Annotated in this window: 14 protein-coding genes and 1 pseudogene; 11 read left to right on the forward strand and 4 right to left on the reverse strand. The window is 64.2% G+C overall.

The window, feature by feature from the left end:
* Window positions 1-220, forward strand: a 220-nt coding sequence (locus U9983_RS21320) for a hypothetical protein (RefSeq protein ID WP_322755719.1), incomplete at its 5' end; no start/stop codon positions are given.
* Window positions 221-759: 539 nt separating this feature from the next.
* Here U9983_RS21320 and U9983_RS21325 read toward each other — a convergent pair.
* The gene (locus U9983_RS21325) at window positions 760-1,176 is read right to left on the reverse strand and encodes a hypothetical protein (protein WP_322755720.1); all 417 of its coding nucleotides are present in this window, start codon (window positions 1,174-1,176) and stop codon (window positions 760-762) included.
* A 155-nt stretch (window positions 1,177-1,331) separates the two neighbouring features.
* The gene (locus tag U9983_RS21330; protein ID WP_322755721.1) at window positions 1,332-1,931 is read right to left on the reverse strand and encodes a transposase; all 600 of its coding nucleotides are present in this window, start codon (window positions 1,929-1,931) and stop codon (window positions 1,332-1,334) included.
* 250 nt (window positions 1,932-2,181) lie between these two features.
* On the opposite strand from U9983_RS21330, the gene U9983_RS21335 reads away from it, so the two are divergent.
* From U9983_RS21335 to U9983_RS28020, 7 genes and pseudogenes are all read left to right on the forward strand, one after another.
* Entirely contained in the window at window positions 2,182-2,559 is a 378-nt protein-coding gene (locus tag U9983_RS21335) for a hypothetical protein (RefSeq protein WP_322755722.1), read from the forward strand.
* 95 nt (window positions 2,560-2,654) lie between these two features.
* Window positions 2,655-3,062 (forward strand): hypothetical protein, encoded by a 408-nt coding sequence (locus tag U9983_RS21340; protein ID WP_322755723.1) that lies wholly within the window; start codon window positions 2,655-2,657, stop codon window positions 3,060-3,062.
* A gap of 355 nt (window positions 3,063-3,417) precedes the next feature.
* Window positions 3,418-4,020: a hypothetical protein gene (locus tag U9983_RS21350; RefSeq protein WP_322755732.1), complete on the forward strand. Its 603-nt coding sequence runs from the start codon at window positions 3,418-3,420 to the stop codon at window positions 4,018-4,020.
* 1,545 nt (window positions 4,021-5,565) lie between these two features.
* Window positions 5,566-5,892 carry a hypothetical protein gene (locus U9983_RS21355; protein WP_322755724.1) on the forward strand — a complete coding sequence of 109 codons (327 nt, stop codon included), beginning with the start codon at window positions 5,566-5,568 and terminating at the stop codon, window positions 5,890-5,892.
* Window positions 5,893-6,177, forward strand: a complete 285-nt coding sequence (locus U9983_RS21360; RefSeq protein ID WP_322755725.1) for a hypothetical protein — start codon at window positions 5,893-5,895, stop codon at window positions 6,175-6,177.
* Between the two features lie 888 nt (window positions 6,178-7,065).
* Window positions 7,066-7,392 (forward strand): annotated as a pseudogene (locus U9983_RS28015) (bleomycin resistance protein); the annotation flags it as partial.
* Window positions 7,393-7,461: 69 nt separating this feature from the next.
* Window positions 7,462-7,830 carry a nuclear transport factor 2 family protein gene (locus tag U9983_RS28020; protein ID WP_416211469.1) on the forward strand — a complete coding sequence of 123 codons (369 nt, stop codon included), beginning with the start codon at window positions 7,462-7,464 and terminating at the stop codon, window positions 7,828-7,830.
* Between the two features lie 275 nt (window positions 7,831-8,105).
* Here the strand turns inward: U9983_RS28020 and U9983_RS21370 are convergent, their stop codons facing one another.
* Window positions 8,106-12,014 carry a SpoIIE family protein phosphatase gene (locus U9983_RS21370; protein ID WP_322755727.1) on the reverse strand — a complete coding sequence of 1,303 codons (3,909 nt, stop codon included), beginning with the start codon at window positions 12,012-12,014 and terminating at the stop codon, window positions 8,106-8,108.
* Between the two features lie 470 nt (window positions 12,015-12,484).
* A complete protein-coding gene (locus tag U9983_RS21375) occupies window positions 12,485-13,033 on the reverse strand; it encodes a MarR family winged helix-turn-helix transcriptional regulator (RefSeq protein ID WP_322755728.1) in 549 nt (182 codons plus the stop codon).
* 119 nt (window positions 13,034-13,152) lie between these two features.
* Between U9983_RS21375 and U9983_RS21380 the strand changes: the two genes are divergently transcribed.
* The 3 genes from U9983_RS21380 to dapF all read left to right on the forward strand — a co-directional run bounded on the left by U9983_RS21380 (window position 13,153) and on the right by dapF (window position 15,104).
* On the forward strand, window positions 13,153-13,785 hold the full coding sequence (locus U9983_RS21380; protein ID WP_322755729.1) for an FMN-dependent NADH-azoreductase: 633 nt from the start codon (window positions 13,153-13,155) through the stop codon (window positions 13,783-13,785).
* Between the two features lie 72 nt (window positions 13,786-13,857).
* Window positions 13,858-14,022, forward strand: a complete 165-nt coding sequence (locus U9983_RS21385; protein WP_322755730.1) for a hypothetical protein — start codon at window positions 13,858-13,860, stop codon at window positions 14,020-14,022.
* A 92-nt stretch (window positions 14,023-14,114) separates the two neighbouring features.
* Window positions 14,115-15,104 (forward strand): diaminopimelate epimerase, encoded by a 990-nt coding sequence (dapF, locus tag U9983_RS21390; protein ID WP_322755731.1) that lies wholly within the window; start codon window positions 14,115-14,117, stop codon window positions 15,102-15,104.
* Window positions 15,105-15,279 lie beyond the last annotated feature (175 nt).

A 15,279-nucleotide genomic window follows, 5' to 3' on the forward strand; every position in this document is an offset into this window, starting at 1 on the left:
CGACCCGCAGCCCCGCGGCGACCTGCCCGACCGACTCACCCCGAGCGAACCGCTCGGCCGCGGCCATCCGGACCTGTTCCCGACGATCCCGTTCCCCGGCGGTCAACCCGCCACCCGTCGCATACCTCATACCAGCCGGCTACCCGAACCTCCCACCTCCCACCCAATGATCACCACACAGCAAACGATCATCGCCCGCCCACACGACTTCGCGGATTAAAGCTCAGTAGCCGGGAATCACGTCTATTCGAAGATATTGATTACGGTCAGTGGGGGCTTGTTTTGTTGTCTCCTTCTGCATGTGCCCGACGAACGACTGAGGAACGTGCGCGGCGTCCGAATTCATATAGAGCAGGCGATATAGTGATCGGTGAGTTCCTCGGCGACTTGGAGCTCTTGGTTTTCGCGCCATCGAAGGTCGGAGAACAGCGTATCCTTGTTGCTCTTCCGTTTGACGATCGACCTGATTGGTATGCCGTAGGGTCTACTATGGCTGACTTTCTGAATAGATATATTCAAGCATTCGGTGGCAAGTACTGGGAATAATTTGCGTAATCGTGAACGCGGCTGGCAATCGTATTGCGCCCAATAACTCGACTTTCGTTGTTACGTTGCGTTGAGCTCTCACGCCAGGCGGATGGTGTGGATTTCCTCGGGGGTCGGCTGGTCGGGGCGAGGGACCTGATATTTGGTGGCGATCAGTATCCGGCGCAGCTTGCCGATCATGTCGGCGGTGGAGGGGTTGGCCTTGGTGGTGTATCAGGGGGCCTGGTCGCGGTGGTCGGCGACGTCGGTGGGGGTGTGACCGACGGTGGCATACCACAGCATGGTGAGGGTCTGGCAGGTCAGGCCGAACGGGGGACGGTGCGCTCGACGGCGTGAGCGAGCCGGTTGCGGGCCTGTCCCACTCCGATGAGCTGCTTCGCATCTTCGATCATGACTTCGATCGACCAGCGAGCGGCATACCGGTGAATGATCTCCAGCCGGTCGGGTGAGGGCGTCGGTGGTGACCAGCGCGGTGTCATACCCGCCGCGGGTGGGGGTGGTGGTCTCGCGCAGCAGGATGACGGTGACCGGTTGCGGGCCGAACGTGCCGTACCACAGGCGGCGCACGGTGGCGATGTGGACGGTGGCGGTCTTCCCGTACCGGTGCACCGGCAGCGGGGTGAACGACACCTGTGCGGCGTAGCGCGGTCAGGCTCGACAGCCGCTGCCCTTTGGACTGGGGCCGGCCACGGCGGCCGGTGCGCGGTGGGGCCAGGTCGTACAGGGCGGCATCCACCCGCAGCCGGGTCGTCCAGGTCACCTGGGCGGGTAGGGCACGGAGCTCCTTACCGGCGTAGGTGGCGTCGGCGACCACGTGCAGGCTGCGGTCGGGGAGGGCCGTGGCGAGCGTGGTGACCATTTGGCGGGCCAGCCGCAGCCGGGATGGGAGACATGGTGTTCTTCCGGACGAGGCGGGCGAGGACGGGTAGGCACAGCGGCCGGTCGAGCATCGGGAGTCGCACCACGATCCCGAGGAGCACCCAGGTGTTTCCGTAGCCGACCTTGTCCCGGCTGGGCGCGGAGCCGTCGTGGAACCAGCCGGCCGCCCAGACTTCCTTTCCGGATCGGTGGAACAAGGTGTCATCGACGGCTACCGTCACGGCGCCGGTCGGTACCAGGAGGGTGACGACGAGGCGGGCCAGGGCCAGGCCGAGCTGGTCGGGGGACCAGACGGCGTGGGAGAAGAACCGGTGGGCCGGGTGATGGGGCCAGACCCGGGACAGGCCGGCGCCCATGGGCATGCCGCAGACCGTTCGTTCCCGTGTCTGCGCCAGCAGGCCGTACACCAGGGCGGTGAACGTGGTGAAACTCGGTGCGGTGAAACACGGCTGTAGGTGGGATAGCAGGACTACCAGCGACGGCGGTAGGGTCGGGTTCGGGAGCATCGCCGTCCACTCCTTGTGAGCGGTTCTTTTGGCAGCGTTGATGCTCTCTCCGTCTACCTGCTGTCGCATGTCCGTCCGCCGTCACGGTCACGGATACGACCGGGGTGTGTGCAGAACCTGACATTCGATTATCCGTCGACCGTCAGGCGCCAAACAAATCATGAAAACCGCGAAAGTCCAGATTAGTTTCTCCTGAGTAAAATTGTCGGTCGTGATGTTCTCGTTACGAGTTCGGTTGGGGTGATATGAAATGCCGATTCCTGTCGATCAACGCCCTTTGAACTCTGCGGAACATGCGCTACTGGAGCGGATCCTGGCGGTAAATTATCCGGGTGTTGCGCAACTTCGCGCACAACTTTGCCGTGTCAGAGTTGTTGCGCTCTGGTCGCCTGGTTCGATCAGTGTGGATTTTCGTGTTTTTAGCGATGCTCCAAGATCCTATTTAGCGTCGGGGGTTATTCCTGTAGATGCTGCGGTCGTGACGAGCAATGGTCAACTTGTTGGTGAAATCCTCATTTGGGTTGAGATAGGATATTTATCGGCACTTGAGTATGCATGGTATGGTGATGAGATGCCAGCTTCATTGCCTAATCCGGAAAATATTGTAGTGACCGTTCATGAAGCTTGATCTTCGCGATTTTCCTTGATCCTCGACTTTTGCTGTTACTAAAGAGAATTCAGGCTACCGGAATGCGGTACGTGGCCTGACCTGCGTTGGGTCGGTTGACCGCCGAGTCCGGTTCCGGTGGGGGTGCGGCGGCGGCGGCGTCGCGGACGCTGGGGTATGACCTGGTGGGTCGGGTCGCGTCGGTGAGCCATCCTTCGGGCACCCAGAGCGTCACCTATAACGATCGGGATCTGCCGGTCGGCAGCTCCGGGCCGGCGGGGAGTTCCACGTTCGGTTATGACGTGTCGGGTCGGATGACCAGTCGCACCGACGGGGCGGGCACCTCGTCGTTCGGGTACAACGCCCGGGATGATCTGACGTCGACGACGGGTGCGGCCACTGGTGGGACCCGGTCGTTGGCCTATGACGACGCCGACCAGTTGACCGCGGTGACCTACGCGTCGGGTGGGGCGGTTCGGTCGTTTGGTTATGACAGTCTGGGCCGACCACCAGCGACACGGTGACCGGGCCGGGTGGGACGTTGCGGGCGGCAACCTACAGTTACGACGCCAACGACAATCGGCTGACCGAAACGTTGAGTCCGGCCGGGTTGCCGGGGTCGGGGAGTCAGAGCTTCGGCTATGACCGGGCGGATCGGCTGACCAACTGGACGAGTCCGGCGAACGTCACGACGAGCTACGGCTGGGATGGGGCGGGGAACCGGACGTCGGCGGGTGGGACGGCGGCGACGTTCGATGAGCGCAACCGGCTGACCTCTGATGGGACGGCGACGTATACCTATACGGCGCGGGGGACGGGGCGACCCGCACCGCCGGCGGTACTACCGCGACCACCACGTTTGACGGGTTTGATCGGTTGGTGTCGGACAGTACGTCGGGGACGACGACGTACGGGTATGACGGGTGGGATCGGCTCGCGGTCCGTAACAGCACCACGCTGGGTTATGCGGGGGTGGAGAAGGAGCCGGTCGGCGATGGTACGTCGACGTATGCCCGGGATCCGGATGGGAATCTGATCGGCCTGGGCACGCCGGGGGGTAACTGGGTGCCGCTGGCCGACCCGCATGGGGATGTGGTGGCGGCGCTCACCACGAACGGTGCCGGTCTGACCGATCAGAAGGCGTTTGATCCGTTCGGGGTTCCGACGACGGCGGGTAGTGCGAATGTGCGGGTGGGGTTTCAGGGGTCGTGGACGGATCCGACGACGGCGAAGGTGTCGGCGGAGGCGCGTTGGTATACCCCGGGGGACGGGTGGGTTTGTTTCTCGGGACAGTGCGGGTCTGCCGTTGACATCCGGGGTGTCTGCGGACCCTGGTTCCCGGGTCTTGTGCCGGCTGAGTTTTCGCCGAATCTGGATGTCGCCGGGGCGGGCGGTGGCGGTTCGTCGCCGGCGATGCCTGCCGGTTCGTCGTCGCATGCCGTTGCCGGGTCGTGTCGAGGACGAGTCGGCCGTCGTAGGTGATGCCACGGCCGCCGGTTCCGCCGTTGCCGCCGCTGCCGCTGGCGGGCAAGCCGTTGGACCTTGAGGACTGTGTGCCGGGGACCTGTGCGGATTCGTTGCCGCGGGGGGACGGGGCGTCCGGGCAGGGCACGAACGGTAGGTGCGCCTTGCCGATGGTTCCGTCGCCGTTGGCGACTCTCTGCCCACCTGCCGAGCCCGCAGCTGATCCGGCTGCTGGTGGCAAGGGCCATCTACCCGGTGGCCGGTAAGCCTCCCGCCCCGCCCACCTTCCCCGATTCACCCACCAACCCAGACGACGATGACATTGGTAAATACTCGGCCGATCAGCTATATGATGGCGCATAAGCCCCCTATGGAAAGGCTAGAGTTGATGCGGACGGAAATATTATCCGCGGTCAGAGTAACGCTGGTCGCTCGTTTCAGAAACATGCAGATTCTTCTCGTGGGGCGGTGCATTCGAGCGTCTTTTCGAGTCTCGCATCCGACGCGGAACGTGCAATGGTCGGCAATAGGATGGCGATGGATCTACTTCGGAACCCGGAAGCAATTGAAAAGGTGAAACCTGCTTCTGTTCACTATAGAGGAAGTTTGCGTGAATTTTGGGATCCAAGTGGATGGAGTTTACGTTGGAGTATGCGAGGCGGAAGATTGACATTTGAAGGGTTTTGACAAGATGACAGATGTTGTAATCGGTGGTGATAGCTATCGAATCTTCTTATTTATTAGCATTCATGAAGAGGATGAGTATATTGAATGTCGAAATCTGGTGTCGGGGGTTCCGCAGGAAATAGTATGCGAAGTCCGCCTCACGGATACGGGGGAAAGTTTCTTGTTGCCGACATCGAGGGAGATTAACCTGGAGTTGCTGCGTGCTGTTCTTAAATATCTTGATGATCTGGACCGATGAACTGATCGGAAAAGTCGGTCGGAACGTGGGCAGGCTGCGGCCCACCCGGTGCCGTGGCCGCTGATTGGTGACTGTGGGTGAGGTGAGGGCTGGATTAGGCGGCGGGGTTCAGGGTGAGGGTGTGGCCGAAGCGCACTTCCCAAAACTTACTGACATTGAATTCGTAGGGTGACGTCCGGGTCTCGCGGATGTCCCGCGTCTCTTTGGGTGGGCACGGGAGGGCCACCGAGCGGCGGTGGTGGTGGCCATGGTGGTGTCAAGGGTAGGGCGAGTACGAACGCGGGTCTGTCGTTGAAGCGGTCGATTCCGGCTATGCCGCTGCCGCAGTTGAAGCAGCAGGCGCCAGCGGGGACGCCGTTGGAGCGTGAGGACTGTGGGCCGGGTGTCTGCGCGGATTCGTTGCGGTCGGGGGATGGGGCGTCCGGGCAGGAGACGGATGGTAGCTGTGCCTCGGCGGGGGGCCGGTCACCGCTGGCGACGACTTGTGTGTCGGACGAGCCCGGACCTGATCCGGTGGCGGTAAGCCTCCCGCCCCGCCGACCTTCCCCGACGACGCAGATGGCTATAATGGACTGAATTCGCCGCAGAATATTTCTGGCGAGTACTCGAACTTTTATGGTGGGTCGCAAGGTGGCGTGATGGCTAGTATTGACAACGGAGTGTTGAGTTTGGCCATCGAAAAAGGGCCAACGACGCCCAGCGGTGCCCAGATGTTTGCTGATGTCATGAATCATTTCGGGGCGGACAATATTGTTGCGATTGAGGGTAAATGGGTTTCAGCTATGCCAAGTAACTTGAACACATTTAATGAAATGGTCGGAAGTGGTATGAATCTAGAGGATGCGGCCGCTAGTACCTTTACGGGAAGAATGGCGGCCCGATACGGATTTACTGGCGTGCGGGTTGTGAAGGCGACTGGTGATCTGGGGCGCTATACAAACGTGCAGGTTCTATTTACCAGGTAGGTGATCGAGTTGCCGAGTATGGTCGGCACTATTCGTCGCATGGTTTCGACAGGGCGGACATTCATAGATATCGTCGAGGCCCTGCGGCGAGACGACTCCTTTGTGTTAACTCCATTTAATTTGATGCGCGTCTTGAATGAAGCGCTTGGCATACCAATGGTGGAGGTCCGCCAGATGCTTGAAATGTTTGATCCGGCTTTGCGTCCGGTTGCCTCTGTGTTCGAGATCAACGACCGAGGCGAGTCTCTTTTTGCGCAGTTTAGGGAAGCGAATCGTTCTGGTTGAACCGTTCCGGGTTCTTTAGGTTATTCTGGCATGATCGTGGGCATGAACCGCCCCAGGTTCGGTGGAGGGTCGCACATGCTCCACGCTGCTTTCTTCGGAACGTTTGTGCGTGCGGCGATGGCCGAGCTCCGCTGGTAATTAATCGGTAGATCTGTTGCGTATCTGTTGGGTAAAAGTAGCGATCTTTCCAGAATGTTCATGTTCGGATAGGCCTAGAAGGTTTTATGCTGATTTTTATGTTTTACGGTCGACTGCTCTGGCAGCCCAAGGATCGGGTGCCCAGCGGAATGAAGATGGTCATTCGTGTTGGGTTGATGACGGTGAGCGCACTGGTTGCGATCGCTGCGTGTTCACGACACTCGACGGCGGCGCATGTACCCATGCCTGTGCCGACGCCCTCCGTGCTCTCGACGGTTTCTGTTCCCTCGCCCGTGGCAGGCTCGACCGCCGACGAAGTGACGGCGTCGCCGAGCGCACCATCACCTGCGGTAAGTACCCAAGGCGCGGCGGAACGTCCGCCGGGCAGCAGTCCAACCAACGCCGGGAGCCAATCTCCGGCCAGTGGTAGGCGGGTTGTCGCCCGTCCACACGCGACGCCGCAACCGTCAGCTCGGCAGATCCCACCGCTGCCGCTCCCCTCCCTCAAGCCGCTTGCGCCGGCCGGGCCGATATGGTCGTCATCGACGAACATAGCCTGGCCGCCTGGCTGGTCTCCGCAGGGCAAGTCGTTGGTGCTCCAGGAGTGCACGCCGGGTACCTGCGGGGGTCCAGCCCCGATGGCCACCGGGACGCCCGGAACATCCGCCGGTGGTTGAGGCCGGGTAGCAACAGATTCTTGCGATTTTCGTTCTGGCCACCGCCCGGGGCCACAGTGGCACACTTGCCGGCGTGGACGAGGAAGCGATACCCATCCTGCACGTCACGAACACCGATAGAGCCGTCGCCTGGTATACGCGGCTTGGCTTCGTCAAAGAGTGGGAGCACCGCTTCGAACCCGGGATCCCCGCATTCGTGTGCGTCGCAAGCGGCCGGGCGCGGCTCTTCCTGTCCGAGCACAGCGGTGACGCCCGACCCGACACGCGGGTCTATCTCCGCGTACCGAACGTCGATGTGATCGCAGCGGAGCTGAACGCCGATGTCGAAAATACTCCGTGGAACACACGTGAGTTCGAGGTCCGGGACCCGGATGGGAACCGCCTTCGTGTCGGATCCCCACCATCCCCGAATGTCGCCGGCTGCGGGGCCGGTGGTACCGGTGGTACGGGCGTGGCCGGCGCCGAGGCGCTGCGTGATGCCGAACGGTGTCTTCAGCGGGCACAGTTGGCCTCGGATGTCGCGGCGCTGGATCGGTTGATTGACGACCGGCTTGTGTTCACCGGGCCGGACGGCAGGCATTACACCAAGCAGGACGATCTGCACGTCCACGGATCAGGCGGGCAGGCGATGACGCGCGTCGATGAGGAGGACCTCGCGGTGCTGGTGGTCGGGGACACCGGAGTGACCTGGTTCCTCGGCACCCTGGAAGGGATCATGGACGGCGAGCCGTTCGTCGCCCGGGTCCGTTACACCCGCACCTGGGTCCACGACAGCAATGGATGGCGTCTGATCGCGGCACATGTCAGCCTCGCCGACGGGGACAGCGCCGGGCGTTGATTCAGGCGGTTCCCTTGGCGCGGCCGGTGGCCGGTGGCCGGTGGCCGGTGGCCGGTGCATGCGGCTGCGGGTGCGGGTGCGGCTGGCTCCGGCTGTAGCTCACGACTGAATCGTGCCGCGACCAGCGGCAAGATCGGCGCGAGTTTGTCATCAGGTACGCCTTTCCAGCCAAAAAGCGTACACAGTGACAAACTCGCGCCGATCATCACCCGGATCAAAGGTAGATCATCACCCGGGCCGAGCGCCGATCATTACCCGGGCTGCGAGTGCAGGCTCTACGGGCGGCCGATCATGAAGGTGCACCAGACGGACTTGCCGCTGTCGGTGGTTCGCGCTCCCCAGCGATCCGCGATCAACGAGACGAGATGTACACCGCGGCCGTGCTCGTCGTCTGCGGTCGCTCGCCGCCGCCGTGGCAAGGTGGCACTACCGTCGCGGACGTCGAGAACCAGTTCGCCTCCGGCCGGTCGTAACCTCAGGTCCATGGGCGGTTTCCCGTACAGGATGGCGTTGGTGACGAGCTCGCTGACCGCAAGAACGACGTCGGCGGCACGCCCCGATGGGATCCGCCAGGATTCCAGCGCCGCGGCAGCAGCCCGGCGGGCCTCCCGTACACCCTGACAGCTGTCGGGGATCTCCATGTGCAGGATGGGCTGACCGCCATCTGCTGACAACGTGCCATCTGCTGACAACGCGCCATCCGCTGCCAACGGCGGTGCGACCTGGACGAGCAGCAACGCGATGTCGTCGTCCTGGTCACCGGGGAGCATCCGGTCAACGAGCAGATCCGGTAGTGCGTTGAGAGGGATGTCGCGGGATGCGGCCAGGTATCCGCAGAGCTTGTCGATGCCGGCGTCGATGTCACGGCCGCGTTGCTCGACCAGCCCGTCGGTGTAGAGGACCAGCACGGCATCCCGGGGGAGGGCCACCCGCTGTTCGGTGAATTCCGGAAGATCGGCGCCCAGGGGAGGCCCCGATCCCTCGGTCAACTGGTGGACCGCACCGGTCGGGTCGATGAGCAGCGGGGGCAGGTGACCGGCGCTGGCAAAGGTCAGGGAGTGGTCGAGCGGGTCGTGGACCGCATAGACACAGGTCACGATCGAGTCCTCGGAGAGATCGCGGACAACCCCGTCGAGCAGCTCAAGGAGATCCGCCGGCGGCAGGTCGAGGCGGGCGTAGGCACGCACCGCCGCGCGCAGCTGTCCCATGACGGCCGCGGCGCGCACCCCACGGCCCATCACGTCACCGATGACGAGCGCGGTTCGGCCGGCGCCGAGATCGATCACGTCGTACCAGTCTCCGCCGACCTCGGTCTCGCCTTCGGCGCGGTAGTACACGGCGGTGTGCAGCGTGCCGTGAACGAAGGATGTGGTGGGGAGAAGACTTCGCTGGAGCTCGGCGGCGATCCGGTGCTCACGGGCAGCCGATTGTTCGATCACCGCCGTGGTCCGCACCGCTTCCTCGGCCCGCCGTCGCTCGGTGAGGTCCAGACACGAGCCGATGTATCCGGTGAAGCGGCCCGCCAGGTCGAAGATGGGACGGCCGACATCAAGTATCCATCGGAAATCGCCGTCCGAGTGGCGCAGCCGATACTCCGTTTCGAAGGGCTTGCGGTCGTCGAAGGCCTCGCGGTAGACGTTGACACAACGGTCGAGATCCTCCGGGTGCACACCGTCCGTCCAGGCGTGTCCCAGCTCCTGCTCGACTGTGCGACCGGTAAACGAAAGCCATGTGTTGTTGAAGTAGTCGCATCCGCCGTCCGTGCCGGACCGCCAGATCAGCAGTGGGAAGTCGTCGAGAAGGTGCAGATAGTGCGCGCCCACCCGGCGTGCCCGCTCCAGCTCCAGGTTTGCCCGCACCCGCGCTCGCAGCTCCGCGATCGAGAACGGTTTGGTCAGGTAGTCATCGGCCCCTGCCTCAAGTCCGGTGACCGCGGCATCCTCTCCTGCGCGCGCCGACAGCGCGACTACCGGCAGATGCGCGGTCGAGGCGTCCGCACGGATGGCGGCGAGCAGCGCGAAGCCGTCCACCCCCGGCATCATCATGTCGGTGAGTACCAGGTCCGGCGGAATGCTCCGGATTCGGCGGAGCGCCGCGGCCCCGTCGGCCGCTGCCGTCACGTCGTAGTCGTCGGACAGCAGCGTGACGAGGTAGTCACGCATGTCGGCATTGTCGTCCACGACCAGTACCCGCGCCCGGCCGTCATCGCTGTCTGGAGGTGGGCGCACGGCAGCAGCGTGCATGGGTCGGTCTGCCCCGTGCGCACTGCCCCCGGTGTCGCGGCTTCTGTCCCCGGCGTCGGGTTGCGGCCGGTTGGACCACCGCATCGCCTCGGCGAGAAGCCCATCCGCGGATTCCGTGAGAGCACCTGGAGGCGTGGACGTTCGGTCACCGTGGCCAGCGGGGACAACGCTGTCGGTAGGCAGGTGCGCGTGACCGAACGGTAGCCGGACGGTGAAGGTGCTACCAGCTCCCGGCGCGCTCTGCACGGTGACACTGCCCCCGTGCAGAGCGGTGAGTTCGGCGACAAGCGCGAGGCCGATGCCCGCGCCTTCGTGCGAGCGCCCGCCGGCATTCGGGACACGACGGAACCGCTCGAACAGTCGGACCTGCTCGGCCGGGTCGATGCCGATGCCGGTATCGGTGACCGACAGTTCGGCCCAACGGGTCGGGCCGTCATCCACCGCGGCCACCCGGAGGCTGATGGTGCCGTGCAGCGTGAACTTGAGGGCGTTCGACAGCAGGTTGATGATAATTTTGTCCCACTGGTCACGGTCGACCCACACCGGCTCGGGTAACGGCGGGCAGTCCACCACCAAGGCGAGGCCGGCTTTTTCGGTCGCGGCTCGGAACATACGTGTCACGTCCGCGGTGTGACTGGCCAGATCGACGGGCTCGTACTGGGGCTCCAGCCGGCCGGCCTCGATCCGGACGAAGTCAAGCAGGTTGTTGACCAGGCGAAGCAGCCGTAGCGCATTGCGGCGCACCAGCTCGACCCGTTCGCGTTGGACCTCCGTGAGCGGGAACCTTTCGTCGCTGAGGGCGTCCTGCGCAGGGCCCAGCATCAGCGTCAGCGGCGTACGGAACTCATGGCTGATGTTGGCGAAGAAAGTCGTCTTCGCCGCAATGAGTTCATCCAGCGCTATAGCTCGATTGCGTTCTGTCGCATATGCGACCGCGTTCGACATCGAACTGGTGATCTGATCGGCGGCGAGGGAGAAGAAGCTGCGGTAGTCGTCGTCCCACGGGCGTCGGGGGCTGACCCCCGCAACGAGAACTCCGCGCGCGCCCACCGCCCGCAGCGGCAGGATGAGCGCCCGTCTGACGACACCGAGCCATGGCGCGGGCACCGCCAGCCCTTCGACCAGGGTCGGCTCGTGCTCGTCGAACGCCGCACGTGCTTCGCTGACCAACGTCGTACTCGTCGCCTCGATGGTGTCCATGCCTTCGCCGGCCACGAGGTGGAAGGTGGGCTCGTGGCCAGGGGCAACCCCGTCAACAGTCTGGCCGTCATCGCGGCCGTCATCGCGGCCGCCGGCCAGATAGAGCAGCGCGAACGGAACATCGGCGCGGGCCTCGCCGAGCGCCGTGGCCGCCCGTTCCAGCACCTCCTGGGTGGTTCGCGCCTCGTTCGTGCCGGATGCCAGTGACCGCAGCGTCCGCAGCCGACGCGCACCAACCACCTGCGCGGTTGTCTCCGTGCACGCGCTGAATACACCGCCGACATGACCGGACTCGTCCCGGATCGGACCGTTGGAGAACGTGAAATAACACTCCTCCTGATAGCCGTGCCGATTCATCGGAAGCATTTCATCCTCGTAGCGGAAAGCTCCTTCGCCGGCCAGCACCGTGGACAACATCGGCCTGATGGCATCCCATATCTCCGACCACACTTCCTCGGCTGGTCGGCCCATCGCGGACGGATGTTTGTCGCCGAGCATCGCCATGTAGGCGTCGTTGTAAATCTTCACCAGCCGCGGCCCCCAGAAGATAACTATGGGGAACCGGGACGACAGACAGATGCCGATGGCTGTCCGCAGAGCCTGTGGCCAGGCCCACGGGGAGCCGATCGGTGTCGCGGACCAGTCCAGGTCACGCATCAGGGCCCCGGTGGCGCCGCCCGCGTCGAACACCTGGGCCAGATCTGTTGGGAGCGCAGCCGTCGTCGTCGTCGCGGCGGTCATGGCCGTTTCGGTGCTCCCGGTCGTGGACGTTTGACTGCTCTGGTGCTCCGTGCCTAGGTGCTCCGTGCCTAGGTGCTCCGTCCGTAGGTGCTCCGTGCCTACTGGATACGGGCTGCCGGGGCCTGCGCCGGTGGAGCGCTCAGCGATGATGTTCGGGTCCTCCTGGCTTGCGCGTGACTGCCCAGGCGTTCGGCCCAGCCGGCCGCGGTCCATGTGCACTCCGGCGGCCGACTCCTGATCTGACGGCACCATGGCCCCCGGACCCGACCCACAGCCGGGCCGGTCTGCTTCGGTCCTTCGGTAAAGACCCAGAAGATACCCACGCGATCCCGATGGAAACCCGGTCGATGATCGCGTCCGTCGACACCATCGGAGGCGAGACTATCCGAAGGTCATTGGCGATGGAATGTTCCTTCTGGGATGCCGCCGCGACGCAGTCGGTGAGGGTGAGGACGGTGAAACCGTCCTGGTCAGGTCTCTGCCGCCGGTGCGTCCGGGCATGTTCCCTGGCCGGTGACCGGACCTTGCACCGGCGGCAGCCCTGAGGCGAGGACACCGGCGACCACGCGCCGTAGGGCGTCGGAAAAACTGATCTGCTCCTGGGCGGTCAACGGTGCCAGAATTTGTTGCTCGGCCAGGCGTAGGCGGGCGGTCACCTCCCGGAGTTGGGTGTGACCGGCTTCGGTCGGGCGGACTATGCGCGCCCGCCGGTCGGCCGGATCGGGGCACCGTCTGACCAGTGCACCGCGTTCGAGGTCGTCGATCAGGCGGACCATGACGGAGCGGTCGACACCGAGGCGGCGGGCGACCCCAAGTTGGTTGCGCTCACACCCGCCGGCCGTGGCCGAGAGCACCTGAAGCCCGCGTAGTCCGCCGGGAAAGTCCCCGACCGCGGCCTGTGCCGCCTGAAGGAACCCATGCAGGGCCTGGCTCAGCAACCAGCTGAGGTCTTCGTGGAGCTCCTCGGGCAGTACGGCCGCAGGCTCGGTCACCCCGACCCGTACTTCCGAATGGTCCACCCGTCCGATCCTACTGCTCGTCGTCTGAGATAGTCTCTGCACATGATGTGTGCCACGGAAGATGATTATCTGTCGGCATGATCTGATTTTGCATCTATCCGCCACGGCAAGGAGATCGCGTGTCCACACTCCTGCACATCGATTCAAGCGTGAGCCCGGGCTCGGCGTCTCGGGCCGTCGCCGGCCAGTTCGCCGTTGCCTGGGCCGCCAGCCACGCGAATGGCACCGTCGTTCACCGGGACCTGGCCGCCACCCCGCCGTCACACATCAGCTGGGACGGCGTGACAGCCTCGATGACCCCGGACGAGGCGCGGACGGCTGAGCAGACCGAGGCCTGGCAGGCTCGCGAGGCGCTCATCAGCGAACTCGAGGCGGCCGACAGCCTGCTGGTCTCCGTCCCGATGTACAACTGGTCGATCACCTCGACTCTCAAGGCATGGATCGACAATGTGATCGCCCTCGGCCGGACGGTCGACATGACAGGCGGCCCCGGCGTGCTCACCGGCAAGCCGGTCACCGTCGTCACCGCCCGCGGTGGGGCGTACGGACCGGGCACCCCGCAGGAGGGTAACGATCACCAGGAGCCGTACCTGCGGCACGTGTTCGGGGCGCTCGGCGCGACCGACATCAGCTTCATCCACGTCGAACTGACGATGGCTGCGATCAACCCGGCCATGGCCGAGCTCGTCCCGCTGGCTGAGCAGTCGCGGGAAGCCGCGGAGAAGGCCGCACTGGCCCGCGCGGCAGCCTGACCGGTTCCGCCTGGCGCTCTGAACACCGCAGAGTGCCAGGCGCAGCAGGTCGTCGAACGCGGCGAGCGCGCGGTGGGCAGCGTCGGGATCGTCGTGCGGGTACACGATCGTCGGGTGCAGGTTGCCGTCCCCGGCGCGGCCACGCTCAGCTCGCAGCTCGCGGATCGTGTCCATCCGGTGGAGGCACAGGACGACGCATCCGTATTGGTTCGCATCCGCGCCACCAACCGACGGTAGAGCCTGCACTATCATCGCGCGACCCGCCGGCGCCCGGCCCGTTTCCCGCCGTCGCACTACACTGAACCGCAGGTCGAGGTGGGAGGGCTGCGGTGAAGTTCGAGCTGCTGAAGGCGCATGGCTCAAGCAATGACATATTTATTGTCGACGGTCGGCCCGGCGAGCTTTTTGCGACGACTGCTGAACTCATCGGATTCGTTCGGCTCGTCTGTGACCGGCAGGGTCCGCTGGGCAGCGACGGTCTGTATTTCGTGGACGATGCGCGAGAAGTGCCCGAAGCGTTCTTCTTCAATCCGGACGGAACACCGGCCAAACTATGCGGTAACGGTCTGCGATGTGTTGGTCGACTCATCCTCGAACGTCGAGGTGTCGAGATCGTGGACGTGTCGACGGGCGGCGGCCGGTTCCGGGTTGAACGGATCGAGGACGTTGCTGCCGGCGTCCCCGCCGTGGCGGTAGATCTTCCCCCGGTGACATTCCGGGCCGCGGACGTCCCGATCGTCAGCCCAGGCGTCGAGCACGTCGACACCACGATCGCGGAGTTGCATCCGCGGCTGCGCTTCACCGGTGTCGCTGTTCCCAATTCGCACCTCGTCGCGATTGTCGACGAGTATGACGAGGGCGAGCTGGTGGCCGTGGGCGGCGCGGCGGCGAAAATACCGCGGGTTCTCCCGGCCGGTGCCAACGTGTCGTTCATATGCCGGCTCTCGGGGCCGCGGGAAATCTTCGTCCGCACTTTCGAGCGGGGAGCCGGGCTGACCCCTTCATGTGGGTCCGGGGTGGTCGCGTCACGCATGGTGTATTCCAGGCTCGGTCATGTCCCTGCGGACGAGGCGGTCGTGGTCCGTAATCCGGGTGGCAGCTCGGTGTGCCGTGTCACGTCTGGTCCGGACGGTTCCCAGATCCCGCGGCTGGAGGGCAACGCGACCTTTGTCTACCGTGCGGTTGTCGACACGGAGCAGCTGCGGCGTGATCATCGTGGAGAGCTTGACGTCGAGATGCTGACCGATGAGATAGCCGCCTACGAGCTGTTCTACGAGAAAAACATCCGGCGAATCCGCGACAGCGGAATCATCGTATAAGAGCACCGTCCACGACGCAATAGCCCTGTTTTAATGTACACGGCGAGCGGTCTGTCCTACACTGAACGTCATAGGTCGTTTCGACTCGATGGAGTGTCGGGCATGATCTTTCTGCGTAGTCGACTGCTCGTCATGTGCGGCGGCGTACTTGCCCTGGTCGCCGGCGGCTTAGTCA

Source organism: Protofrankia sp. Cas3 (assembly GCF_963555955.1).
Classification (GTDB): Bacteria; Actinomycetota; Actinomycetes; order Frankiales; family Frankiaceae; genus Protofrankia.

Excerpts from the sequence above, each read along its gene's own strand:
- U9983_RS21330 (WP_322755721.1), bottom strand. The coding sequence starts at position 1,931 with ATGCTCCCGAACCCGACCCTACCGCCGTCGCTGGTAGTCCTGCTATCC.
- U9983_RS21335 (WP_322755722.1), top strand. The coding sequence starts at position 2,182 with ATGCCGATTCCTGTCGATCAACGCCCTTTGAACTCTGCGGAACATGCG.
- U9983_RS21355 (WP_322755724.1), top strand. The coding sequence starts at position 5,566 with ATGGCTAGTATTGACAACGGAGTGTTGAGTTTGGCCATCGAAAAAGGG.
- U9983_RS21370 (WP_322755727.1), bottom strand. The coding sequence starts at position 12,014 with ATGACCGCCGCGACGACGACGACGGCTGCGCTCCCAACAGATCTGGCC.